Source organism: Alteromonas sp. KUL17, assembly GCF_006538305.1.
Taxonomy (GTDB): Bacteria; Pseudomonadota; Gammaproteobacteria; order Enterobacterales; family Alteromonadaceae; genus Alteromonas; species Alteromonas macleodii.
The window spans coordinates 158,574-183,164 of the sequence record NZ_BJKJ01000001.1 but is presented as its reverse complement, the minus strand read 5'-3'; the positions used below and the strand labels follow the sequence as shown (position 1 = coordinate 183,164).

18 protein-coding genes and 1 pseudogene are annotated in these 24,591 nt (G+C 46.4%); 14 read left to right on the top strand and 5 right to left on the bottom strand.

The genetic code is table 11. From position 1 onward, the window contains the following. Nucleotides 1-68 precede the first annotated feature (68 nt). From KUL49_RS20995 to KUL49_RS00710, 7 genes and pseudogenes are all read left to right on the top strand, one after another. Entirely contained in the window at nt 69-254 is a 186-nt protein-coding gene (locus KUL49_RS20995) for a hypothetical protein (protein ID WP_258312596.1), read from the top strand. Nucleotides 255-288: 34 nt separating this feature from the next. Next, nucleotides 289-786 (top strand): RNA polymerase sigma factor, encoded by a 498-nt coding sequence (locus KUL49_RS00735; RefSeq protein WP_131135980.1) that lies wholly within the window; start codon nt 289-291, stop codon nt 784-786. After that, nucleotides 783-1,655 carry a FecR family protein gene (locus tag KUL49_RS00730; RefSeq protein ID WP_131135979.1) on the top strand — a complete coding sequence of 291 codons (873 nt, stop codon included), beginning with the start codon at nt 783-785 and terminating at the stop codon, nt 1,653-1,655. Before KUL49_RS00735 ends, KUL49_RS00730 begins: the two co-directional genes overlap by 4 nt. A gap of 7 nt (nt 1,656-1,662) precedes the next feature. After that, nucleotides 1,663-4,515 carry a TonB-dependent receptor gene (locus KUL49_RS00725; RefSeq protein ID WP_131135978.1) on the top strand — a complete coding sequence of 951 codons (2,853 nt, stop codon included), beginning with the start codon at nt 1,663-1,665 and terminating at the stop codon, nt 4,513-4,515. 102 nt (nt 4,516-4,617) lie between these two features. Next, on the top strand, nt 4,618-7,191 hold the full coding sequence (locus KUL49_RS00720; protein ID WP_131135977.1) for a TonB-dependent receptor: 2,574 nt from the start codon (nt 4,618-4,620) through the stop codon (nt 7,189-7,191). 62 nt (nt 7,192-7,253) lie between these two features. After that, complete coding sequence (locus KUL49_RS00715) at nt 7,254-9,143, top strand: PhoX family phosphatase (protein ID WP_131135976.1); 1,890 nt, start codon at nt 7,254-7,256, stop codon at nt 9,141-9,143. 297 nt (nt 9,144-9,440) lie between these two features. After that, nucleotides 9,441-9,659: pseudogene (locus tag KUL49_RS00710) on the top strand (serine/threonine transporter SstT); the annotation flags it as partial. Nucleotides 9,660-9,693: 34 nt separating this feature from the next. Here the strand turns inward: KUL49_RS00710 and hutG are convergent. Next, a complete protein-coding gene (gene hutG, locus KUL49_RS00705) occupies nt 9,694-10,662 on the bottom strand; it encodes a formimidoylglutamase (RefSeq protein WP_131135975.1) in 969 nt (322 codons plus the stop codon). Beyond that, complete coding sequence (gene hutI, locus KUL49_RS00700) at nt 10,655-11,914, bottom strand: imidazolonepropionase (RefSeq protein WP_165477860.1); 1,260 nt, start codon at nt 11,912-11,914, stop codon at nt 10,655-10,657. The genes hutG and hutI overlap by 8 nt, the downstream gene beginning before the upstream one ends. A gap of 228 nt (nt 11,915-12,142) precedes the next feature. Between hutI and KUL49_RS00695 the strand changes: the two genes are divergently transcribed. The 4 genes from KUL49_RS00695 to KUL49_RS00680 all read left to right on the top strand — a co-directional run bounded on the left by KUL49_RS00695 (nt 12,143) and on the right by KUL49_RS00680 (nt 16,972). After that, nucleotides 12,143-12,931: a UTRA domain-containing protein gene (locus KUL49_RS00695; RefSeq protein WP_242633681.1), complete on the top strand. Its 789-nt coding sequence runs from the start codon at nt 12,143-12,145 to the stop codon at nt 12,929-12,931. Between the two features lie 104 nt (nt 12,932-13,035). Continuing rightward, nucleotides 13,036-14,775 (top strand): urocanate hydratase, encoded by a 1,740-nt coding sequence (gene hutU, locus KUL49_RS00690; protein ID WP_131135972.1) that lies wholly within the window; start codon nt 13,036-13,038, stop codon nt 14,773-14,775. Between the two features lie 2 nt (nt 14,776-14,777). Next, nucleotides 14,778-16,361, top strand: coding sequence for a histidine ammonia-lyase (gene hutH / locus KUL49_RS00685; protein ID WP_131135971.1), 1,584 nt, complete (start codon nt 14,778-14,780; stop codon nt 16,359-16,361). A gap of 68 nt (nt 16,362-16,429) precedes the next feature. Continuing rightward, on the top strand, nt 16,430-16,972 hold the full coding sequence (locus KUL49_RS00680; protein ID WP_373995647.1) for a CreA family protein: 543 nt from the start codon (nt 16,430-16,432) through the stop codon (nt 16,970-16,972). Nucleotides 16,973-17,083: 111 nt separating this feature from the next. On the opposite strand, the gene KUL49_RS00675 is transcribed toward KUL49_RS00680, so the two are convergent. Next, nucleotides 17,084-17,848 (bottom strand): MipA/OmpV family protein, encoded by a 765-nt coding sequence (locus KUL49_RS00675; protein ID WP_014950971.1) that lies wholly within the window; start codon nt 17,846-17,848, stop codon nt 17,084-17,086. Between the two features lie 253 nt (nt 17,849-18,101). On the opposite strand from KUL49_RS00675, the gene KUL49_RS00670 reads away from it, so the two are divergent. From KUL49_RS00670 to KUL49_RS00660, 3 genes are read left to right on the top strand one after another with little or no spacing between them, the layout of a single operon-like run. Beyond that, on the top strand, nt 18,102-18,977 hold the full coding sequence (locus KUL49_RS00670; protein ID WP_131135970.1) for a BadF/BadG/BcrA/BcrD ATPase family protein: 876 nt from the start codon (nt 18,102-18,104) through the stop codon (nt 18,975-18,977). Continuing rightward, the gene (gene nagA, locus KUL49_RS00665) at nt 18,974-20,116 is read left to right on the top strand and encodes an N-acetylglucosamine-6-phosphate deacetylase (protein ID WP_131135969.1); all 1,143 of its coding nucleotides are present in this window, start codon (nt 18,974-18,976) and stop codon (nt 20,114-20,116) included. The genes KUL49_RS00670 and nagA overlap by 4 nt, the downstream gene beginning before the upstream one ends. Nucleotides 20,117-20,163: 47 nt before the next feature. Beyond that, entirely contained in the window at nt 20,164-21,069 is a 906-nt protein-coding gene (locus KUL49_RS00660; protein ID WP_131135968.1) for a hypothetical protein, read from the top strand. A gap of 96 nt (nt 21,070-21,165) precedes the next feature. On the opposite strand, the gene KUL49_RS00655 is transcribed toward KUL49_RS00660, so the two are convergent. Together KUL49_RS00655 and KUL49_RS00650 are read right to left on the bottom strand one after the other, a co-directional pair. After that, nucleotides 21,166-22,758, bottom strand: a complete 1,593-nt coding sequence (locus KUL49_RS00655; protein WP_039230708.1) for an ABC-F family ATPase — start codon at nt 22,756-22,758, stop codon at nt 21,166-21,168. Nucleotides 22,759-22,857: 99 nt separating this feature from the next. Further along, entirely contained in the window at nt 22,858-24,459 is a 1,602-nt protein-coding gene (locus KUL49_RS00650; RefSeq protein WP_242633680.1) for a triacylglycerol lipase, read from the bottom strand. Between the last annotated feature and the right edge of the window lie 132 nt (nt 24,460-24,591).

The window sequence follows — 24,591 nt, the reverse complement described above, 5'->3', positions numbered from 1 at the left end:
ACAGGAAAAATGAACAGATTAAAAGAGTCATTCTGCCACACTATTAAAGTTATCCAACATGGTACACATTGGCCTGGAATACGTTGAGGCAAGATTTTCGTATTTTCCGACGCGACCGTACTCTCACCGCAACCTTGAAGTCCGAGACGTTCAATGTCAGACCATTGAATGATTTTAACGCGGTAAATTGTCGTCACGCTGTAGGCCACAATAGCTTTATCATAAAAATGTCACGTATTCGGATAATAATTTAAGTTTTTTGGCCTTAACACGTCCACCGGAATAATAATGAAGGATACGATTCTATCCACTACCGTGTACTCGCATTCTCTTCGCAGCTATATCCGAAAGCTCGTGAGTAGAGAATCAGACGTCGACGATGTGATCCATGATACCTACATAAAGATGGCAGGCGTTAAACAGTCTATTGAAGAACCCGTGCACTACGCTCATCGTGTTGCAAAGAATATCGTACATGACATGCATCGTCAGCAGTTCCGCCAACATCAGGTATTAGAAGATGAACCTGCTTGTGATAAGAGTGAATTAGATGATGTGATGGAGCATGCGCAAAGAATTGAATTTTATCAGCGCATAGTATTACGTATGCCCAAAATTCGGCGAGAGGTGTTTATTTTGTACCGGGTGAAGGGCAGAGAAAAACAAGAAATTGCACAACAATTGGGCCTCTCAATGGACAGTGTTAATAAACATATTACCCGGGCATTAACCACGCTGAAAGCAGAAATGGCAGTGTTGCTCAATGAGAAGAAGGGCAAGCAATGACATCGCGAAATGACTCAAATAGATCTTGCCCGATCCAGGATGACGCTCTGGCGAAACAAATATGGGATGATCCTGCTTTACTGGAAGCATTGTCCAGCCCTGAAGAAACGATATCAGATAAGAAAAGAGTTGCTAAATGGCATCAGGTAGCTTGGTCTGCAGCAGCATGTTTCATGATTGTAACGTTAACTTTTTTTCTTCTGCCATCTCAAACAAACGTTGTACCGTCTGATACCACAGCATCGGTAGTACTTGCTACCGGTACTGCTGAGCGGGAAAAATTTGAACTGGAAGATGGTTCCCATATTCACTCCAATGCCTCAACCTCTCTAACCATTGTCTTTTCCACTCAATTTAGGCAAGTAAGCATGGAGAAAGGGGAGGCTTATTTCAATGTAGCTAAAGATGCTACAAGGCCGTTTGAAATTTCTACCGATTTTGGCAAAGTCACCGTGTTGGGCACGTCGTTTAATGTAGACACAGACAGCACAGGCATGGAAATAAAGGTATTCGAAGGGGTGGTGAAGGTTGCTCCCTCCGATGGTCAAGCAGTGACACTGTCCGTTGGACAGCGAGTGGGTGTGGACCGTTTTGGAAACATGTCTTCAGTGACGAGTTTTGATCACGTCGTGAAAGAGGATTGGATGTCAGGCATGTTACACGCTGACAGTATGTCGATGAGACAGATTGTCGAACGAATAAATCGCCACACAAACAAACCGGTATACCTCGCGCCTGGCCTCTCTGAATATTCTGTGACCGGCACATTTTCGCTGTTAAAGCCTACTGACAGTCTGGCTATGCTAAGCGAATTGTACGATTTGGAAATTGAAGAGAGCCAAAAGAGTTATTACCTAACACCGCAGTAACGGTGTCATGCATATTATTGCAAAAGCACTGCTCATCACCATAGTTATCTTGCTTTTTACTAGCAGCGCGAACGCAGAAACGGTGAGTGATGAACAGTTTGTATCCATTCCTGAAGGTACGCTGGTTACTGCTTTGTCCAGCCTGGGGGAACAATATCGGCAATCCGTCATTGCCGATAGCCAGGCAATTTCACAGTTTAATGTTGCCCCGTTAAATGGTGAATACACATTTGCTGAGGCACTGAGTCTTCTTGTTGATGGTCTCCCGCTAGAGGTACGGTTTGTTGGAGACGGCGCAGTAATAAAACTACGCGCAGCAAAGTTGAGTGCGCAAACCGAGCAGGAAACGGCAGAAAAGCAAAGTAGAATAGAAAAAGTATTGGTTGTCGGAGAAAGACTGTCTTCGGTGACAAAAACGCCTACACAAGCCATGAAAAACGCCTTAGAAGCCCAATTGGCGTCGCGAAAACAGACACCTTCGTTTCTCAGTACAGCAAACTTTCAAAGCTTAAATGCGTCATCTGCAAATACGCTTGCGGATGCCTTTGGCTTTCTATCGGGACTTACCGTAGCAAGAGATTTTGGTGAAGGGCTGAATGTCAGTGTGAAAGGGCTTGGGCCTGACTATCAATCAACACAATTAAATGGTCACCCTCTCGCAGTGAATGAGAATGTCAGAGACAGTGGGCAGTCAGGGCGGTCTTTTCGATTCGATGTTTTGCCAGCACAGCATGTTGAGCGCATTGATGTTGTTAAGAATCCTACTGCGTCTGTCGTTGAGGGGGGCGTAGGAAGTACTATTCTTGTACAAAGCTTACGACCACTCACTATAGGTGAGCGGGTTTCTAAAGTTAGCGCGGGTGCTACGTTAACAGAACATAGTGAGAAAATTCGCGCAAACTTTAACACGCTGCAAAATTGGTTGAGTAGCGACAAATCTTGGGGGGTTTTACTTTCTGCTAATCACAACGCTCGGGAAATACGACAGGATCATTTTCATACCTGGAATTGGGAGCCAAACGGTAATAGCTACTTGCTGGATGGCATCGATGGGGGTGTACTCATTCCAAGTAACAGAATGGCGATTACTGTCGAGCGAGAAAAGCGAGACACAGAGAGTTTTTCTGTCTCCACACAGTGGCGTCCAAATACATCAATGATATTTAGCGCCGATCATTTTTATTCTTCACTTACTTCGCAATATGTGGAACAGCGATGGCTGGCGAGGCTTGATACCAAAGGTGCGACCGTCGACTCCATAGTTGTACAAAACAACAGCTTAGTGGGTGGGCAATTTAGCAACATTGTGGTTAAGGCTGCGTTGGATAGTTCTGAACAACGTCATATAAATCAAACGTCGATAGTCGAGCTTCAGGTCGACACGCAGGGGTGGTTCGCTGATATGTCTTTGGCAAAAACCTCTGCGCTGAGCTACACCTCTCAGCCCATACGGCGAACACGTTTTCAGAGCGAACCGCTCACCTTTTCTTTTGCAAAATTAGCCGGCAAGAAAGCAACTCCTTACATCGATTTCGCCGCATCACCTGTGTTTGAAAATTCTTCACCAGAGCATGTTAGTGCCAGAAATATTAAAGTAAACGACGAAGGACATTCACTACGCTTTGCGCTCACTAAGCCCATGAGAGGGATGATTCATGAAGTATCCTTTGGACTTGATTGGCGGGAACAATCCCGTAGATATAGCCGCCAGGATATGAAAGTCAGCGGCGACGTTCTGGTATCACATTCACCTGCGATGGCGTACTTGGAAGACATCTCGGTAAATAACTTTTTAAACCGGCAAATTACCGGGGATGTACCGAGGCTTTGGTTGATACCTAATTATTCAGCGCAACAGGCGTTTGCCTCGTCACTGGTTTTTGGTAGTCCATCCCTTCAAGACCGCACACGCAGTTATGGCGTTGACGAGTATGTTTTTGGTTCACGTATATCAGCGAATGTAATATTGGATAATGGGTGGTCAGGAAATATTGGGCTGCGGTGGCAACACTGGCAAAACGAAGTGAGTGGGCTCAATATACGCAACAATATGACGGCGCTGGCCATGCATCAGTTTGATAACGCCAAGAGCGAATGGCTCCCCAGTCTCAGCATCAAAAAAATCTTCTCACCACGCCTGCTGCTAAAAGCGAGTTACGGTGAATCAATCACCTTACCCAGTTATGCCGATGTTCAGCCAGGTCTTTCCCTGAACACTACCGAAGGTGTTCGATTAGCAACGGGAGGCAACCCTAACCTGTCACCAACAACGTCAAAACAGTTTGATGCTGGGTGGCTGTGGTCACCGAAAAATATAGCCATGTATGTTGGTGTTTTTCATCGTGAATTACACGATTACATAGGCTCTATTCCACAAACTGCACATATCGACGGAAAGCACTATCAACTATCGCGCCCTGAAAATCTCGATACGTTCTCACTGAATGGTGTTGAGTTAGACTTTCAATATCTCGGGCCCTCGGGAGGCGGTTTGCAGCTCAATGGTGTCGTACTTGATGATCATCAGCAAGCATTGGAAGCCGTCGCACGCTGGCATTACAAAGTACAGCTGTTTTATGAGAGAGAGGCATTTGCCACCAGATTGGCTTTCGATGTGCAGCAAAGTCACCTGTTCACTCGTTCTGTCACAGACGTTCCTGATACTTACATCGGGCGTCAGTCATTTCTATCAGCGCAGGTGAACTACGCTGTTTCAGACAATATTGTTTTAAGCGTCAGTGGGCGTAACTTATTAGATGAACCAGTGCGGTTTTACTTTCGGCAAAATCAGGGTAACACTCTGAAAGAAATGGAATATATCGGAAGGAGTTTTACGTTCTCTGTAGCGGTTACGCTCTAACGCGACTCTTCTTTCACAAAACTGTCACAGTATTTTTTGTCCTAATTTTTTCCTTTGTTTCGTCTTCTAGTCAACACATTAAAAAATCACTAGGAGAGTGACATGTTAGTACATAAAAACTTAGCGCCTTTAGCATTGGCAGTATCTGCCGCCATGATATCGCCCGTACAGGCACAAGATGAACAAGCCATTGAAGAAGTATTAGTCTTGGGTTCCTACTCGAGTAGTCTAATGCGCGCCATGGACCTGAAGCGTACGGCTGAAACCGTCACCGACGCCATATCCGCTGAAGATATAGGTAAATTTCCAACAGAAAACGTGGCAGAAGCGCTTCAGCTCGTACCTGGTGTCCAGATTGATCGCAATCGCGGTGAAGGATTGGGAGTAAGTGTCCGTGGTTTAGGACCAACGTTTCAGGTAACTCAGTTGAATGGCCGTGGTGTTGCCGTTAACGAAAATGTCGAAAACAGCGGTCAGAATGGCCGTCAGTTTCGTTACGACATACTACCTTCAGAGCTTATTTCGGGCTTAGAGGTCATAAAGTCCCCTTCTGCCAATATGGAGGAAGGTGCCATTGGCGGTCTGGTTAATATACAGACGTTTAAACCACTAGAGCTGGGGAATTTTGGTTCTGTTGCTGCAAAAGCAAATTATACCGAATTGTCCGATAGTACAGATCCAAAAGTATCGGGGTTGTACAGCTGGAACAGTGGTGACAAAAACTTTGGTATTTTGGTATCCGGAGCATTTTCGGAGCGGGAGTTACGGCAAGATCGCGTGTTTACTTTTAATTGGATAAAAGGGGCGTTGAGCGCACAAGAGGGAGAGGGGACGCTGGATGATGCTTTTGCACCACAGCGAAATCGTCCAACACTCGAAAGGCAAACAAGGAAGCGTCAGTCCCTGGCATCGGCAATACAATGGAAAAGCAACGATAGCCATGAAATGAACATCGATTTGCTCTATTCAAAATTCAATGTTGCGTTTGATGAAATAGGTATTGATATTGAGTTGGGAGGTGAGGTTGTAGACCCTGTTGTTGTGAGTGGTTCACTCGTTTCTGGTACGGCGCTCGACACCAATTTACAGTTATCCAGAGAGAGTTCCGAGGCGGAGCACGATACCTTAAGTGTAGGTATTAACAATGAGTGGAAGTTGGATAACTGGAATCTATCGGCAGATATCTCTTTGTCAGAGGCCAACAGTGAAACCGTAGATCCAATTCGCCGCACACGTATACGATTAAACGACAAAGCAGTAGGTTTTGACTATAGCCAGGGTTTCAAACACGCACCTTCTTTTACTTTCCCCGTTGACATCACTGACAGTAACTTGTTTCCAGGGCGTCGAATTGAATACAGAACAATCACAGTTGAAGACAGCGATTATGGCTTGAAGTTAGATGCAGAGCGATTTTTCGATGGGGCGATATCCTCGGTCGAATTTGGCGTACACATGCGTAAACGGGAGCGTATTTATAACCGTCGCGATATTCGTGTCTCAGAGGGGATCAGCGGTGAGTTATTCGATGCTTCGTTCTTTGAAGCGTTCCCGGTATCTGATTTTGCGTCGAACGTTGACGGTAATTATCCGGATGTGTGGGCAGTGCCAAATGAAGATGCATTCTTTAGCACGTTCTTTACCAGTGATTTAACTAGCCAACCACTGACTGCTGGCGACCAGCGTAATTCCTATCAGGTGGATGAGACTATTACGGCAGGCTACGTTATGGCGAATTTGTCTACAGGAGATGAATTACCAGTGTTTGGTAATATAGGGCTTCGCGTGGTAAGCGCAAGTCAATCACCTTCCGGAACAAGTATCATTGATGGCAACCCCCAGGCCGTTGATTTCGAGTCGGACTATGTTGAGGTGTTGCCTAGTGCAAATATCAACGTTGAACTAACCGATGACGTTTTGCTTCGCACTGCATTTGCGAAAGTACTGACGCGTCCATCGCTACCGGATTTACGCCCTGGGTTGACATTCAGCACAGATTCTCCCACAGCGAAAGGAGGTAACCCACTATTAGAACCCTACGAAGCAATGCAATACGACGTATCTGCAGAGTGGTATTTTGCCGATTCAGGTTATGTTTCGCTGGGGTATTTCTATAAAGACATCACAACCTTTATTTCAACGCAAGCGCAGTTGCTGGATGTAGAAGGTACAGAGGTCATACTCAGTGCGCCGTCGAACACGGGGAGTGGCGACATCTCTGGCCTCGAAATCGCTTACCAACAAGTATTTGATAGTTTACCTGCTCCGTTCAGCGGCCTGGGCGTGCAAGCGAATTACACGTTTGTTGAGAGTGAAGTTGAGGTAACTGAAGGAGACGCGTTAGTCGCCCAGCCACTTGCTGGTCTATCGGAAAACAGCGCAAACCTGGTGGTGTTTTGGGAATATGGCAATGTCGGTGCCCGGTTAGCTTATAACTGGCGCGATGACTTTTTGGTAAGTAACGGTGTGGGTGCAGTTGCAGATCAATTTCAGGACGCTTTTGGCACCCTGGATACCAGTTTGTCCTATAACGTGAATGACTCAGTAAGCTTGTCATTTGAGGGCGTTAATTTAACCGATGAGTCTATTCACACTTATTTCGACCAACGGGTTCGCGGAGGTCGAATTGACCACTACGGCCGTCGTTTCACTATGGGTGTTAACGTTACTTTCTAAAGCTGTTTGTACCTCTGTGTAAGGCGCTCATTTGAGCGCCTTTTATTGTTCAGGAAAATTCTATGTCAGATCACTTTCAGACTATCTTAAATCGCCGTATGAATCGCCGATTATTTCTTAAAAAATCAGCGTTAGCCTCGACCGTAGCTATTGCTCCGTCACTGTCGCTACCGTCTTTTGCGACATCGACAATGGGCTCAAATACGACATCATCATTCGATTTTCAGGAAATAACCCACGGTATTAGCGATCAACTCGTGGTGGCACCAGGCTACGATGCGAATGTGCTAATCCGCTGGGGGGAACCTCTGTTTACTGATGCGCCAGCATTTGACGTCAATAAACAAACACCGTTTGCTCAGGAAAGGCAGTTTGGTTACAACAATGATTACATCGGCTATTTGCCTTTACCTGCCAAGAATACAGAGAAACGTGCTCTGTTATGTATCAATCACGAGTACAGTCTGCCTAAAATGATGTTCCCGGATATATCGGCAGAAAAAGACCTCACCCTAGAGCACATCAATATTGAGCAGTCGTCGGTAGGGAACAGTATTGTTGAAATAGCCATGATGAATGGCGAATGGAAGCTGGTTCTCGATTCCCCGTTCAATCGAAGAATTACTGCCAGAACTACTCAAATAGATATTGCGGGGCCGGCCAGAGGTCATGCGAGGATGAAAACCCATGCAGACAGCAGTGGTACCCTAGTGACAGGCACCTTGATGAACTGTGCAGGTGGGATGACCCCATGGGGTACGTACCTTACCTGTGAAGAAAACTTCAATAATGTGTTTACTGGTAGTTTGCCAGCTAACCACAAAGAAGAAAAAAGTTATGAGCGATACGGCATTAATCATCGGAAAAGTGGGTGGGGCGAGCATGACGCCAGGTTCAATGTTTCGCAGGAGCCAAACGAAGCAAACCGATTTGGATGGGTAGTTGAGATAGACCCCCTTTCGCCTGAAAAAAAGCCGAAAAAGCGCTCAGCGCTAGGCCGATTTAAGCACGAGGGTGCAGAGTCTGTCATTGCGCCGTCAGGTCAGCTAGTGGTGTACATGGGGGATGATGCTGCCAACGAATACCTATACAAATTTGTCAGCACGGATTCGGTAGATAAGACGAATATACAGAACAATCTCAACTTATTGGACGAGGGCACGTTGTACGTAGCGCGCTTTGGGGAGTCAGGGGGCGTGCTTTGGATGCCACTTGTCCATAACACAGGCCCCCTGACCGCCAAACACGGTTTTTTCAGCCAGGCAGATGTGGTGATCAATGCGAGAATGGCCGCTGATTTATTAAAGGCAACACCACTGGATCGCCCTGAAGATGTGGTTCCTAATGCCAGTACAGGCAAGGTGTATGTGCTTCTAACCAATAACACGAAAAGACAACAAGAGCACGTGGATGGGGTCAATCCAAGGGCTCACAATAAATACGGCCAGATTGTTGAAATTACGGAGCCCAAAGGTGACTTCGCGTCAACGAAGAGCCAGTGGGAAATGCTGGTGGTCGCAGGAGATCCCAACGATAAAAATGTCGGAGCCAAATGGCACAAGAACACCAGTGACAATGGATGGTTCGCATGCCCAGACAATGCTGTTGTGGACCACAATGGGCGGCTTTGGGTAAGCACGGACCAAGGTGATATTGCGTACGAAACCGGTACTAATGATGGGTTATGGGGGCTGGAAACAGAAGGTGAAGAGCGGGGGACCGGTAAAATGTTTTTGCGCTGTCCAGAGGGGGCTGAAACCACGGGGCCCATGTTTTCAGACGATGGCACGTCACTGTTTGTTGCCATACAGCACCCTGGGGTAGGCAGCAGTGAAAGTGGCAGGGATTCACTACATCACCCTGTTAATCGCTGGCCAGATGACGATAAAAATAATCCACCGAGACCGTCGATCGTTGTCGTGCAAAAGCACGACGGTAAAGCGATAGGCTAAACCATAAACTTCCTAAAGTAAGTGGGGGGCATTTAAAAGAAGCAGTTTCCCGCCAACATATGGGATTGATTATTAGCTTATTCTTCGCCGACTACAGCCTCAGGCGTGAAGGCATGTAAACCCTTATAAACGGCAAGCATACGGTTATTTGCGAGTAACTAAGACCAAACAGGTTCATTTGTGTAACGTTATACTCTATACCAGTCCGCATAGATAATTACCCTCTCAGAAGGCGCTGGCAAGTTTAAAATGTTCGTACTCTTTGTTGTGTCACCTTGATGTAGAACCACTATACCTGCGGTATCAGCATGTGGAAGTTCAGGTGTTGCAGGTGGTTCGCTGCTGCTTATTCCGCTTGCCTGTAGCCTGTTCAATATACCCAATGAAGTGGCTATGCAGGTGGTTGCGGTGGGCTTTATTGTTGGCGTACTGCAAGACTCTGCTGAAACAGCATTAAATAGTTCCACTGATGTCTTGTTTACCGCCGCTGCGTGTGAAAGGGCAGGCGGCCAGTAAACATAAAAGTGTCAAACGTTAAAGCGTTAACTCGTTAAGTGTGCGAGCTTATTGCATCTACTGCTTCAAAAATTAGCCGTGCAGCCAGCTTTGCTGTGCGGCTATCAATATCATAATTGGGGTTCATTTCCGCAACGTCACACAGTCTCCATTGATACCCATAAGTATTTTGGTGCTGTGCTAAAAAGTGCAGTGTGTTAATAACAAGTGTGGGGGAAATCCCCAACGCACTGGGCGCGCTAACGCCAGGTGCTTGTGCTGCTGGAAATGCGTCTAAACATACAGTGACGTAAAGCTCATCGATGTCTTTTAGCATCGGAGATAGTTGCTCATCTATTCGCTGCATAGACAGTGATTCATCATTTAACGCCACATCGGTTAAATAGCGCGTGTTGGACGTATTGGCAAAGTTAAACAGCGCTGGTGTATTGGCCGCTTTCGATACGCCCAAACAAGCATAATGAAACGGTGAATCGTGTAACTGGCAGTGATCATACACTTGCCTGAACGGCGTACCTGAACTGGTGTTTGGTGAAGGCTTTCTTAAATCAAAATGGGCGTCGAAATTAATAATTCCAATGCGGGCGCTTTCGGGCTTAGCATTGAAAACCCCTTGATAGCTCCCCCATGCAATTTCATGTCCCCCTCCCAGACCGATGACCAAACCATCATTTTGCTTGAGCGCATAACAAATGGCGTCGGCATATTGGGTTTGTGCCTGGGCTAAGTTCTCTTTAGCGGTAACATTCCCTAAATCAGCCAATGCTGCGCTTGGCCAGTGCCAGGGTAAGTTTGCCAGTGCCTGGCGAATAGCGTTTGGACCAGCCGCTGCACCTACGCGGCCTTTGTTAAATGCCACACCTAAATCACTTTCAAAACCAACAAGGGTAACGGCGTTGGCTAGTGAATTATCTTCGCCCACTTCAAGTTCGTTAACTTTTTGATGCCAACGTAGGCCCTCAATGCCGTCTTCACTGTCTATTCTGCCTTGCCACTTAAACATGTTTACCTTCCTTAAACACCGCAACGGGGCGGTGGCCATTAATACAATAAGCGAGCTCTGCAGGCGTTTCGATATCCCACAGTGTTAAGTCAGCAAGCTTACCTGCTTCAATAACACCTCGGTCGTGCAGCCCAAGTGCGCTAGCCGCGTGTGCAGTGGCGCCTCGTAGCGCTTCTTCTGGCGTAAGTTGAAACAGCACACACCCCATATTTATCGCGGTAAGGATTGAGGCTAACGGCGAACTACCTGGATTAAAGTCAGTCGCTAAGGCCATGGGCACATTGTGCGCCCTTAGGGCGTCTACAGGCGGCTTTTGAACTTCACTTAGGTAATAAAATGCGCCTGGTAAAAGCACGGCAACGGTGCCACTTTGGGCAAGTAAGGGAATATCGCTGTCAGCTAAATATTCAATGTGATCTACCGATAGTGCGCCGTACTTAGCTGCTAGCACTGCGCCTTTGCTGTCGCTAAGCTGTTCTACATGAGCTTTAATGGGTAAGCCGTGCTGCTGTGCGCAGCTAAACACCCGTTCTGTTTGTGAAGTTGAAAAACCGATAGTTTCACAAAATACATCAACGGCTTCAGCCAAGTTTTGCGAAGCAATGTAAGGAAGTGCCTCGTTGCAAATGAAATCGATATATCCTTCTGAGTCGTCAGCAAATTCATTGGGCAGGGCGTGAGCGCCTAAATAGGTAGTCTTAATACTTACAGGAAGATGCTGCTCAAGGGATTTAGCCACGCGTAACATGCGCACTTCAGTGTCTAAATCCAGCCCGTAACCTGATTTGACTTCAATGGTGGTAACACCTTCTTCGCACAGTCGCTTTGCGCGTTTTATCGCAGTGTGAAGCAGGGTGTTTTCGTCAGAGCGTCGAGTTTTTTCAACCGTCCCTTTAATACCACCGCCGCGCTGCGCAATGTCTACATAACTTGCGCCTTGCAATCGCATTTCGAATTCTTCGGCGCGATTGCCGCCATACACTAGATGCGTATGACAATCGATGAAGCCAGGTAATAGCCACGGGTGTTTGGGCGTTGAACCTTCATGTTGGGGAATTAGGGTAGTGGCATCTATTACGCTTTTGGCCTGCTCAAACACGTCGTCTAGTGAGTCATCGCAAGGAAGTAACGCAGCAATTTTGCCGTCTTTTATGGCAATGGCGTGTGGCGGTAATTCGCCATAGGGCAACTTGTTGTCTTGCATAGACGCAATGCGAACATTGTAAATAAGCGTGTCGTACTGATAACCCATAACGTGCTCCACTCTAAGCCACCTCTTGTCTGGTTTTTTCGTCTAACTGGTCGTCTTGTTCTTTGTCTGGCTTTGACTAGAATCTTTACTGAAACGCAGTGTAAATTTTGAGTTCAGTGTACTTGTGCATACTTGTATATACAAGTATGCTGTTAGCATATTATTAACAATTTAGTTGTGAATGGCCACGATATGCAACCTCGGTACAGAGTAATTAAGACAGCAATTTTGGATGCCATCGAAAGTGGTGAGATGAAGCCGGGTAGCCAAGTGCCTTCAGAAAACCAACTTGCCCAGCAGCACGGTGTAAGCCGAATGACTGCTAGAAGAGCGTTAAGTGAAATGGTGGACGAGGGCATTTTGATGCGCAGCCAGGGGATAGGCACGTTTGTGTCAGATAGTCGCCCTATGAGCTCAATGCTTGAGATCAAAAGCATTCGCGATGAAATAGAGCAGCGGGGGCATAGATACACTAACGAGATATTAGTGTTGGAAACCTCGCCAGCCAGTGATGCTATTGCTCAACGACTGGGTATCGATGTGGGAGAGCCAGTATTTCATAGCATTATCGTACACTGCGAGAACAATCTACCCGTGCAGTATGAAGATAGGTGGGTTAACCCAGCGTGGATTAACGACTATTTAGATAAAGATTTTAAAGCTCAAACTGCAAACTTTTACTTGAATCAGGTCGCGCCCCTTTCACAAGCCGACCATAGCGTAGAAGCTGTGATTGTTGAAAAAGATATTGCACAAGCACTATTGATTAAGCCTAAAGAGCCGTGCCTGAAGATTACGCGACGAACCTTCTCTCGAGTGCCCAGCGCAATAACGAGTGATGAGAGCAATATTGGCGAGCCCTCGACGGCGAATGCCAAGTTAAAGAACGGTTTAAAGGCTACGTCAGATACATCCTTAGATAATAGTCCAAAAGCGAGTTCAAGCGCAGTGGTTAGCCACGCGGTGCTGTATCACCCAGGCAGTCGATACCGCTTGGGAGGACACTTGGAGTTCTAAGTTTCATTGCGCCAAAGGCGCTAGCAACTCATTACTTTCTAAAAAGATGACACTTCCTAATAAAAAACAAATCGGCAAACGTAAGATATGCCTAGGAGAAGTTTATGAAACGCCTCGACCCTACAAGAGAAATACGTGCCCCAAGAGGCAGTACGCTAAATGCGAAGAGCTGGCAAACGGAAGCGCCGCTTCGCATGTTAATGAATAACCTGGATCCAGACGTTGCGGAGCATCCGCAAAATCTGGTGGTTTACGGCGGTATTGGGCGTGCGGCCCGTGACTGGGCGTCTTACGACAAAATTGTAGAAGTACTCAAGCGCTTAAATACTGATGAGACGCTGCTGGTTCAATCAGGCAAACCTGTTGGGGTATTTCCCACTCACGAAAATGCACCTCGTGTGTTAATTGCTAACTCTAACCTTGTACCGCATTGGGCAAACTGGGAGCACTTTAACACTCTGGATAAAGAAGGTTTGATGATGTACGGGCAAATGACCGCAGGGTCATGGATATACATAGGCTCGCAAGGCATTGTCCAAGGGACTTATGAAACGTTTGTGAGCGTGGCCAAAACGCATTTTGTAGGAAGCGCTGAAGGACGCTGGATTTTGACTGGTGGCTTGGGCGGTATGGGCGGAGCACAGCCTTTAGCTGCAACCATGGCTGGCTTTTCAATGGTAGCTGTGGAGGTGGATGAAACTCGCATAGATTTCAGAATTCGCACAGGCTATTTGGACAAAAAAGCGCATTCGTTAGAAGAAGCCATGCAACTACTTGGGGAAGCCAAGCAAGAAGGTAAACCAGTATCAATTGGCTTGCTCGGCAATGCTGCTGAAGTATTTCCCGATATGCTGGCAAAAGGGATTATCCCTGACGTTGTAACCGATCAAACCAGTGCGCACGATCCGTTGAATGGCTATCTACCAGTGGGGTGGACGCTAGATCAAGCTGAGGCGCAGCGTAAAAAAGACGAAGCGGGTGTTGTGAAAAGTGCAAAACAGTCGATGGCGCTGCAAGTTAAAGCAATGCTTGGTTTCCAAAAAGCTGGCGCTGCTACTCTTGATTATGGCAACAACATTAGACAAATGGCGCTAGAAGAGGGTATTGAGCATGCGTTCGATTTCCCAGGTTTCGTTCCTGCCTATATACGACCGCTTTTTTGTCAGGGCATAGGGCCTTTCAGATGGGCTGCGCTGTCGGGCGATCCGGAAGATATCTATAAAACGGACGCGAAAGTTAAAGAGCTTATACCCGACAACCCCCATCTACATAATTGGCTAGATATGGCCAAAGAACGTATTCAGTTCCAAGGCCTGCCCGCGCGTATTTGCTGGGTGGGATTGGGTGAAAGACAAAAGCTGGGGCTTGCCTTTAATGAAATGGTTCGCAGTGGCGAGTTGAGCGCGCCGGTCGTGATTGGACGGGATCATCTCGACTCTGGTTCGGTAGCTTCACCCAATAGAGAAACAGAGGCCATGCTCGATGGTTCAGATGCCGTATCAGACTGGCCGCTGCTGAACGCCCTATTAAATACAGCGGGTGGTGCAACCTGGGTAAGTTTTCATCATGGTGGCGGTGTAGGAATGGGTTTTAGCCAACACTCGGGTGTAGTGATTGTTTGTGACGGTACGGACGAAGCGGCTGAGCGTATTGCTCGGGTTCTTCATAACGACCCTGCCACGGGCGTAATGCGTCATGCAGATGCAGGCTACGACATTGCAAAAGACTGTGCTGCCAAGCACAACTTGGATCTTCCCATGGTCAATAGCGCGGCTAATAACCAAATCCCCGATGGAACAGGCACACATTCAAGCTCGAACAAAAGCTTTGGCGGGGAGAAATAGTCATGTCGCATTCGTCTTTTTTTACTGAAAACGGTGGTGTTAAGCAACTTAATCTTGTGCCAGGTACATTGACGTTAGATCAGTTACGGGAAGTACATCGAAGCCACGTTCATTTATCGTTAGATGAAAGCGCAGTACCCGCTATAAACGCCGCCGAGCAAGTGGTGCTTAACGTTATTAAAGAGAACCGTACTGTCTATGGCATCAATACCGGCTTTGGTTTGTTGGCTAATACCCGTATTAATGTTGATGAGTTAGAGCTATTACAGCGCAGTATTGTGTTATCGCACGCCGCCGGTACGGGCGACTTTATGCAAGAAGATACTGTGCGCCTGCTCATGCTGTTAAAAATTAACTCCTTGGCCCGTGGCTACTCTGGCATTCGCCTCAGCGTAATAGAAGCGCTCATTACCTTGTTTAATGCACAGGTTTATCCCGCCATTCCTGAAAAAGGCTCGGTAGGTGCCAGCGGCGACTTAGCGCCTTTAGCACACATGAGTGTGGTGCTGTTAGGGGAAGGGGAAGCTTTTTATAAAGGAGAGAGAATTAGTGCAGCCCAAGCCCTTGAAATTGCGGGTATGCAGCCAATTGCGCTGGCACCCAAAGAAGGCTTAGCACTGTTAAACGGCACGCAAGCCTCGACAGCGTTTGCACTTCAGGGGTTGCTTTATACTGAAAATGCGCTTCATAGTGCTATTGGTATTGGTGCGCTTACTGTTGAGGCCGCGTTAGGTTCTCGCGTGCCGTTCGACGCGCGGATCCACGAAGTGCGTGGCCACAAAAGCCAGAGCGATGTGGCGACTGCGTTTAGAACATTGCTAGACACCTCAGAGATTGGTCATTCACATCAACGGTGTGAAAAAGTACAAGACCCATACTCTCTGCGTTGCCAGCCACAGGTGATGGGAGCGTGTTTACAGCAAATGCGCTATGCCCAAGAGATTTTGGTGGTGGAAGCTAATGGGGTAAGCGACAACCCGTTGGTTTTTGTTGAAAATAATGATGACGCTGATACGCCAACTGGCGATATTCTATCTGGCGGAAACTTTCATGCGGAAACCGTGGCAATGGCGGCAGATATGCTGGCTATTGCACTATCTGAAATTGGCGCACTGTCGGAGCGCAGAATGTCGTTAATGATTGATACGCATTTAAGTGGTTTGCCACCGTTTCTAGTTGAAAATGGTGGGGTAAACTCGGGCTTCATGATTGCGCAGGTTACCTGTGCGGCGCTTGCTAGTGAAAACAAAACCCTGGCGCACCCCGCATCTATCGATTCATTGCCTACGTCTGCGAACCAAGAAGACCACGTGTCTATGGCGACCTTCGCCGCGAGGCGTTTACGAGATATTTTCGATAACGTGGCAGGTATATTGGCCATTGAGTGGTTAGCGGCCTGCCAAGGGTTAGATTTTAGGAAGCCGTTTAAAACCAGCGAAAAGCTCCAAGTGTTGATGCAGCTACTAAGAGACCAAGTGCCGTTTTACGACAAAGACCGCTATTTTGCGCCAGACATTGAAAAGGCAAAGCAACTTATTAAGCAGCACGACCTTATGGATAAGACACAGTTAAACCTGTTAGGCTAAAATGATCACAGGCTCGGTATTTCGAGTAAACAAATAAAGATCATAAATAGAGTAGAGGTGGGAATGATATGAAAACAAATGGACATTGGTTAAGTTCATACGAGGCTCGTACTTCTATGAAAGGCACTTTTAAGAGCGGCTCTTTTGTGAAAAGCACTGTGTTGGGTTTGCTCGCCGCGTCGGTGTTTACGTTGGCAGGCTGTAGCGACAGCGAAGTGGGCGATGTGTCTCTTGGTCTTTTCACCACAAAAGACATTAAAATTGATGCACTTCAAGACCCCATAGTGACAGGTGTAACCTGCCATATTTCAAGTATTGAAGCGAACCTTGATTTGTCGGACCCATCAGACAGTTCAATCGCGTGCAGACAAACCGGCCCTATTACGGCTGAGATGTTAAACGCCATTGATAAGTCAGATTCAGGTGAAGTAATTTTTAAAAAATCTAAGAGCGTGTTTTTCAAAAACATGAAGCTTCGAAGAATTTACGATGCCGACTCAAAAACGCTGATTTATTTGTCTTACAGCACCAAAGAGACATCTGGCAGCTATAAACATAGTTTGTCTACGGTACCACTGTGGGAAACGCTAGCGTTCAAAAAGCCCGCGTAGCGAAACGCATCAACTCAATATTAAAAAGCCCTCTTACATGAGGGCTTTTTGATGCTAGCACCTTGTATTTAATCTATCCACGCGGTTGTAGAGTAGGCTATTAGCAATAGTCTAGAAAAAGCGTGTATAAACCAGCATGGCGTTAAGCGCGGTATCATCGTCTGTCAGCGGGCTATCGCTGATGCTATCGTCAAAGAAGGTGGCGCCAACTTCTAAACGGGTCATGCCGCCCAGAAACTGTCGGGTCGAGATGGCAACGCGTACTTCCGTATTGAGCGCGCTATCGCCGTTATATGCACTTCGAAATGCTGTGGCTTCTTCAGGGCGTACGCCGTAGTAATAGTCGACGTAATTGCTGTCTTGGTAGTTTACGCCTATAGACGGCTCGATCATGAAGTTATTTATTCTAAACCTTTTCCCGATACGGGCGGACGCTTGGTAACCATCAAACTTACCAAGAATATCGGCATTGGTTGACAATGAATAAACCCAGCTACCCGTGTTGTAGTTAAGCCCAACTCCGGCCGCGTAGCTAAAATCTCTGTCGTCCATACCTGTAAATACGGCACTGTCATCTTCTTCATAACCTGCAAATATCGGGACAAGCTGAGCGTCAAGAGTAAAGCCACTTTCGCGAAAAAGTTCATAGCCAATAAATGGTCCGTAAACGCGTAACTTTTCACCGGTGTAGCCGATAATAGGAATAGGAACAACGCGATTATCAAAGTCGGTATATACATCTTGCGATGCTGCGACGCCAAAACCCCACATCCAACCCTGAGGCTGTTGAGCGCCAGCTTGTTGTGCAAAAGCAGGAGTAGAACTAACACCTACACAAGCTAGAGTTATTGCGCCAATAACGGTTTTTAAATTCATAGGTAAATTTCCTTTTTAATCAAGATACTGCTCTGCTGTGTTCTTCGATCATATTCGCTTGTGCCTATTGAGCTAAGCTGTACGTTTTTACAGCGGCTTCTGAGTGGGCAATTATCTATGCGGATTGGTATAAGGGCCTTCAGGTAACGTGAAAGGCTGCGTTACTGGCAAGAAAGCAAGTTATTCTGTGAAATCGGTGTGGTAAAGTGCATACAACAAGTTGTATTGAATAGTTTAGAGAAGCAGGTAACCCGTGAGTTACAAATATGTAGTGGGTATTGACGGTGGTGGCACCCGGTGCCGTGCATTGTTGCAAGATATTGATGGCAATACATTAGGTGAAGGGGCGGCAGGCCCTGCAAATATAATGACCAACCCCGAACAAGCAATGGGGTCGGTAATAGACGCAACGTTAGACGCAATAGAAAGTACTGCGTTGCCGATTACATGCGAAGAAGTGTTGCTAGCTGCTGGATTGGCAGGGGCGAATATTCCGCAAGCAAAGCAGTCTTTTTTGGCGTTAGACAACCCATTTGCCGATACCGTGGTAATAAGTGATTTACACGCCGCTTGTTTGGGCGCGCACGAAAATCAGTCTGGAGCCCTTATTATTTGCGGTACAGGTTCAGCGGCAACCCGTTACGACAAGGGTGTATTTACTGACAAAGGTGGTTACGGTCTGCAAGTTGGCGATGATGCAAGTGGTGCGTGGTTGGGCTTATCAGCTATAAAGCATGTACTGCTTTCTTATGACGGCGTAGAGCCCGTTAGTGAACTAAAGAAGCGAATTTGTGAACACCTTAATTTAGCGTCACCTCAGCAATTAGTGACCTTGGTGGCAAATTACAACGCTGCAGATTTTGGTGATATTGCCCCAGTGGTTATACAGGCTTATCGAGACCAGTGTGCCGCCGCAATCTCTCTTATTCGAAAGGGAGCAAATTACCTCAATCAGTTGGGTGAAGCATTGATTAATCAGGCTTCTACATTGCCGCTATGTTTGGTTGGCGGTCTCGCTGATGTTTACACGCCTTTACTTTCGCCTTCTATCTCTTCTAATTTAACAGCGCCGCTAAAAAGTGCTGAATATGGCGCTATCAGCTTTGCCAAAAGAGTAAAAAGCGAATGATAGAATCAATTACTGTCGAGCAGGTTTTAACGCCAAAAGGTTGGCTTGAAAACCAAACCATTACTGCTGATAGCGGCAAGATAGTCAGTATTAGCGATGCTAGCCCATCAGAACTCAGTGGTATTTATAAAGGAAAGCTCATTCCCGGTTATTTCGACACGCAAGTGAACGGCGGTGGTGGTGTGCTTTTTAACCATAGCCCTTCTGCCGCTATAGTAGAAACCATGGCGCTGGCTCATCTTCGTTTCGGCACAACGTCCATGTTGCCAACTATCATTACCGATAATGCTTCAACAATGGCTCAGGCGGCGGATGCCATTGCGGAAGTAATGGCGGGCGGCCCAGAGTGCATTAAAGCGTTAATAAAAGGGATTCACTTTGAGGGGCCCTTTTTGAGTAAAGCAAAAAAGGGCGTGCACGAAGCACAATTTATAAGAACGCCTTCTGACGCAGAGCTTGCAACCTTATGTCGCAAAGATATTGGTAAAGTCTTACTTACTGTCGCACCAGAAACGGTGAGTACTAGCTTCATAAAAGAAATGGTTGCTGAAGGAGTTGTGGTTGCAATTGGGCACACCAATGCCAGCTATGAGCAAGTTCAGGCGGCTATCGACGCGGGAGCTACAGGCTTTACGCATTTGTACAACGCTATGTCTGCATTAACCTCCCGGGAGCCTGGTGCCGTTGGTGCCGCGTTGCTTAATGACAGAGTATATTGTGGTTTTATTATCGATCATCACCATTTACACCGCAAAAGTGCTGAGTTGGCATTAAACGTGAAAACTGCCAACCGCGCCGTGTTGGTTACCGATGCCATGGCGCATGTGGGCAGTGATATCGAGCGTCTTCACTTTTTTAATACCGAGATCGTTAGGCATGGCGATAAACTTACTACGCCAGACGGCAAAACACTGGCTGGCTCGTGCTTGGATATGCATAGTGCAGTTTTGAATACGCACAATGATTGCGGTGTAACGTTAGAAGATGCGAGCAAAATGGCGAGTGCCACGCCGGCTCAATTTATGGGGCTAGATAGTGACATAGGCAGCATTACCGAAGGTCAGCGCGCAGACTTTTTACTGCTTAATTCCGCCAATGCACTGACCCACGTTTTCAGTAATATGAGAATGGTCTTTTAGGTAGAAATTTAGTATTAACTTAAATGGCTTTGAAATAAGGAAGTGTTATGAAGTTTGTGACAAAGTTTACTGTTCTGTTAGCCGTATTAATGTTGGCTGCAGGGTGTGTTACGCAACGAGGTATGGATTCTGGCGAAAGCGTTCCTTCTCAACCTAATAGCGAGGAAGCCACGCCAACTGAAAGCACAGAGCAAGAAGATGTGGTGCAAGATGGCGACAGCGTAAATGATGGAACCACGAAAGGCGAATCGACTAAAGAGCCAGTTAGCAAGCCAGTTGCTCCACCAAAACAAAAAGTTGGGGTGTGGGTTAGCGCTAAAAAGTTTCCCACTCACACGCATATCGGTACCACTAAATTTAACAATTTTACGAAAGAATATAGCTACGACTGGCAATTGAACAACACGCTGTATAGCACATTCAAAAAAGCCATTGAGCAAAACAGTCGTTTCACTGCAGTGGATATCTCTTCTATGGTTGACGATGCAGGCGCCCTAGATTTTGTGATGGGTGAAGGAAATAACGGGGCGTTCAATGACAAACAAAACACGTTAAGAAAATCGTTGTTAGACAAAGGCATTGCCACTGTGATTATCGTTGAAGAAGCGCCGACGGTGGCTATTACCGAGTGCGGTACTTATGGATGTTCAGAGCATCAAAGCAAAGGGTTCGGACTGTTTACGCGTAGTTTTTTGGGTACCGATCACTATATTGCTTCGGCAAGCTTTAACGTTAGTATTGAGCGTTTAGACAAGCCAGTTGATATCTTAACGCTGCCAGTGTTTACCGAATTTCAAGATGATGCGCTAAAAAATGAGCGTGTCGAAGATTTCACACCGCCAGATAACTTTGATGAAATAACAGAACAAGAGTTAGCGCCAATTAAAAATACGATTGTTAACTACTTTGACCGCTTAGCGACAGCGGTTGGCAAGTATTTATCTGGTCAGTAAGCTTTTAATATACTGAAACAAAAAACGGGCACTTAAATAAGTGCCCGTTTTGTTATGTGGCTCACTTCATCTATTGATGAAGGCATCGATATATAATTACGCGTTTTCTTTATGCGCCAAAAACTCTTCGTAGTTTCCATCGAAGTGATTCAGTTTCTTGTCTTTAATTTCGATGATTTGCGTCGCCAGTGACGAAACGAATTCACGGTCGTGACTAACAAAAATGACAGTGCCATCAAACTTGTATAGCGCATTGTTCAAGGCTTCAATCGACTCCATGTCCATGTGGTTAGTGGGTTCATCCATTACTAAAACGTTGATGTCTTGAAGCATTAGCTTTCCGAACAGCAAACGGTTTTTCTCACCACCAGAACATACCTGCACGCGTTTGTTGAAGTCGTCAGACGTAAATAGCAAACGTCCTAACATACCTTTTATTTGCAGGTCATCGTGTTTGGGGCTACGCCATTGGCTCATCCACTCAAACATAGTGATATCTTCGGCAAAGTATTTAGCGTTATCCTGCGGAATGTAACCAATCGCAGCGTTTTCAGCCCACTTATAGCTACCTGCGGTAGGTTCAATGTCATTAACCAAACACTTCAAAAGCGTGGTTTTGCCGGCCCCGTTCTCACCAATAATCGCCAAGCGCTGACCAGCTTCTAATAGCAAGTTCGCGTTATCGAATAACGGAAGATCTGGGTAGCTATGGCCTAAGTCTTCAAGTGTGATTGCAAGGCGGTGAAGTTTCTTATGTTGGTTAAACACAATATAAGGCTTACGACGGCTAGACGCTTTTACCTCAGCTAATTCAATTTTCTCAAGACGGCGGGCACGCGAGGTGGCTTGTTTCGCTTTCGATGCGTTGGCAGAGAATCGCGCTACGAAGCTCTGTAGCTCTTCAATTTCCGCTGACTTCTTAGCATTCTCTGCATGAAGCTGTTCTTGAACGAGCATGGCAGCTTGAATGTAGTCGTCGTAGTTACCCGGATAAACGCGCAGCTCACCGTAGTCGATATCGGCCATGTGCGTGCATACAGAGTTTAGAAAGTGTCTGTCGTGCGAAATAATAAGCATGGTAGATTTACGTTTGTTCAGCTCTTCAGCTAGCCAACTGATGGTGTAGATATCCAAGTTGTTGGTTGGTTCGTCTAGAAGCAGAATGTCTGGCTCGGCAAATAATGCCTGCGCCAAAAGCACACGTACTTTTTTACCAGGTGCGACTTCTTTCATTAAACCAAAATGATAGCTTTCGTCGATGCCAGCAGAGTTTAAGATATCGCCAGCGCGCGCTTCGGCGGTGTAACCATCCATCTCGGCAAATTGGGTTTCCAAGTCCGCCACGCGCATGCCATCTTCTTCGCTCATTTCAGCCTTGCTGTAAATGGCGTCGCGCTCTTGCTTAACTTCCCATAGTTCACGGTCACCCATGATAACGGTATCGACTACGCTAAACTCTTCAAACGCGAATTGGTCCTGACTCAAGATACCTAGCTTTGTACCTGGCGCCATAGAAACGTTGCCCGACGATGGAGTAAGTTTACCGCTTAGAATTTTCATAAAGGTAGACTTGCCACAACCGTTTGCGCCAATTAGGCCGTATCGGTTGCCGTTGCCGAATTTTGCGGAAATATTTTCAAATAATGGCTTAGAGCCAAACTGCATTGTGATATTTGCGGTGGTAATCAAAACAGGTATCCAGGGGTAAAACGATGAGAAGAGATAGTAGTGAAAGCGGTTGTCACTTCACTAATATATAAAAGCGCGCGCACTATAAGGAATTGAGGGCTACATGTCGAGGGAATTTTGAACAGTTTTTGCGCTGATGTGCTTTTGGCGAAGCTTATCAAGTATAAACTCGATTGCCCGACTGCTTTTGAATGAGTTATGTGACGAGTTAACAATTGTTGTGTCTTTTGCTTCAGGCAAATATGCGCTGCTATAACTGACGACAGAATCAGTTATAGCAGCGCATTCTGTTTCTGACTGGCAATACAAGGTACTGGTTGAGCCAATAATAGAATAGCTCTCGCCTTCTACAGGAATGTCGGCTAACGCTGTCATCAGCGGGTGATTGGGGCGCAACACTTGGACGCTATCTGGCCCGTAGTTTTGCAAGAAAGGAAGCATAGCAGCGGTTAATCTGCTCACGCCTACTTTTTCGATAAAGTTTTTAAATAGCGCTTTAAAACCAAAAGGGAGTGTGATGAGTGAGGAGCCTAACGATCCTATAAGGCTACTAGCTATTTCTGAGCCTCGGTGTGGCGTGTCGAGAAAAAACACCGTATTCTCTTTATACACAGGATTAAATATAAATATATCTCGCAACATTTCATCGCCTTCAGCAAGTAGCGCTTCTGGAGGCTCTGTGAAAGTAGTATCCCATAACGTGTTATCTGAATGCGTTGAAATCAGCTTTGCGATTACGCCCCCCATACTATGCCCTATCAATACCGCAGATGAAGAAGCGCCTTCCGATGATGCTATCCGCTGGTTTAGCTTGTACAGTAAATTGCGAACTCGCATGGCGTTATAGAAAGGAGGAGGGCCTGACGGGTAGTACACGTGCAATATCTGATAGTGTTGAGATAATTCTTCGTCATTGAAAATAGCCATTGTGAGATACCGCCAAATTAGCGGGTCTGAATTGAGGCCATGAATCATAATAATCGGGGTTTTGACTGAAGAAAGCTCTCCAATACTAAAGACTCCCATTCTCTTTTCAGCGTCTTGTGCATTAATAAATCCTAGCCAGCTGAAATTGTGGATGTCGGCATTTTGTAATAGGGAAAGGTAAGCGGCAGCAGGTGAGTACCGTTGCGTGTATGTGTTGTTTCCAACCAGTATTTCGGTAGGCACATCGACGTGTTGGGCTTGCAAGGATATGTGAATTCTAAGCCCTTTCAATGCAACCGACTCAACTTGAAGGGAGTAAGGCGAGTAGATACCTTCTAGTGGATAGTTTAGGTCAAGGCTACGGCCATTCTGTGCTTGGTTGCTAATTCGAGCCACTGCAGCACCGCCAAGCTCACCAAATACCTTAGGAGAGAGGCGAGCGTCTAAGGCTTCTATTTCTGAAACTAAAACGAGCTCGCTTGGGCCCGAGTAGTTAACCTGAATTAAGTTGTCAGTTGTATGTCTAAGACGGAATAACTTGTTTACTGCGAGGTTATACCCGTCGATCCCTATAGCACGATGCGCATCGGAAAGACTGTCTCTTTTTAACAAGGTAATGTAGCAATCGAGCGCAAGCGCGATATCTAATGTAGTACTTTGCTCGTACGACGTGCACCGAGCAGCCAGTTGTATGTTGTCGAAGTGGCTTAAGTCGGGCAAATAGCCATATCCGTATGCACCGGCCAAAGACAAAGGGGATACTTTTTTACGCATAAACTTATCTGAACTGCATGCACTAATACAGCAGACAGTCGCTACCAATACCCAATAAATGAGATTCTGCTTGATGCGCATTTCACCCAAACGCTAAAAAAAGTATTAACCTTTTATAGCGTGTTTTTGTCA

Excerpts from the sequence above, each read along its gene's own strand:
- KUL49_RS00660 (WP_131135968.1), top strand. The coding sequence starts at position 20,164 with ATGAAGTTTGTGACAAAGTTTACTGTTCTGTTAGCCGTATTAATGTTG.
- hutU (WP_131135972.1), top strand. The coding sequence starts at position 13,036 with ATGAAACGCCTCGACCCTACAAGAGAAATACGTGCCCCAAGAGGCAGT.
- hutH (WP_131135971.1), top strand. The coding sequence starts at position 14,778 with ATGTCGCATTCGTCTTTTTTTACTGAAAACGGTGGTGTTAAGCAACTT.
- hutG (WP_131135975.1), bottom strand. The coding sequence starts at position 10,662 with ATGTTTAAGTGGCAAGGCAGAATAGACAGTGAAGACGGCATTGAGGGC.
- nagA (WP_131135969.1), top strand. The coding sequence starts at position 18,974 with ATGATAGAATCAATTACTGTCGAGCAGGTTTTAACGCCAAAAGGTTGG.
- KUL49_RS00720 (WP_131135977.1), top strand. The coding sequence starts at position 4,618 with ATGTTAGTACATAAAAACTTAGCGCCTTTAGCATTGGCAGTATCTGCC.
- KUL49_RS00735 (WP_131135980.1), top strand. The coding sequence starts at position 289 with ATGAAGGATACGATTCTATCCACTACCGTGTACTCGCATTCTCTTCGC.
- KUL49_RS00675 (WP_014950971.1), bottom strand. The coding sequence starts at position 17,848 with ATGAATTTAAAAACCGTTATTGGCGCAATAACTCTAGCTTGTGTAGGT.
- KUL49_RS00680 (WP_373995647.1), top strand. The coding sequence starts at position 16,430 with ATGAAAACAAATGGACATTGGTTAAGTTCATACGAGGCTCGTACTTCT.
- KUL49_RS00730 (WP_131135979.1), top strand. The coding sequence starts at position 783 with ATGACATCGCGAAATGACTCAAATAGATCTTGCCCGATCCAGGATGAC.
- KUL49_RS00650 (WP_242633680.1), bottom strand. The coding sequence starts at position 24,459 with ATGCGTAAAAAAGTATCCCCTTTGTCTTTGGCCGGTGCATACGGATAT.
- hutI (WP_165477860.1), bottom strand. The coding sequence starts at position 11,914 with ATGGGTTATCAGTACGACACGCTTATTTACAATGTTCGCATTGCGTCT.
- KUL49_RS00725 (WP_131135978.1), top strand. The coding sequence starts at position 1,663 with ATGCATATTATTGCAAAAGCACTGCTCATCACCATAGTTATCTTGCTT.
- KUL49_RS00715 (WP_131135976.1), top strand. The coding sequence starts at position 7,254 with ATGTCAGATCACTTTCAGACTATCTTAAATCGCCGTATGAATCGCCGA.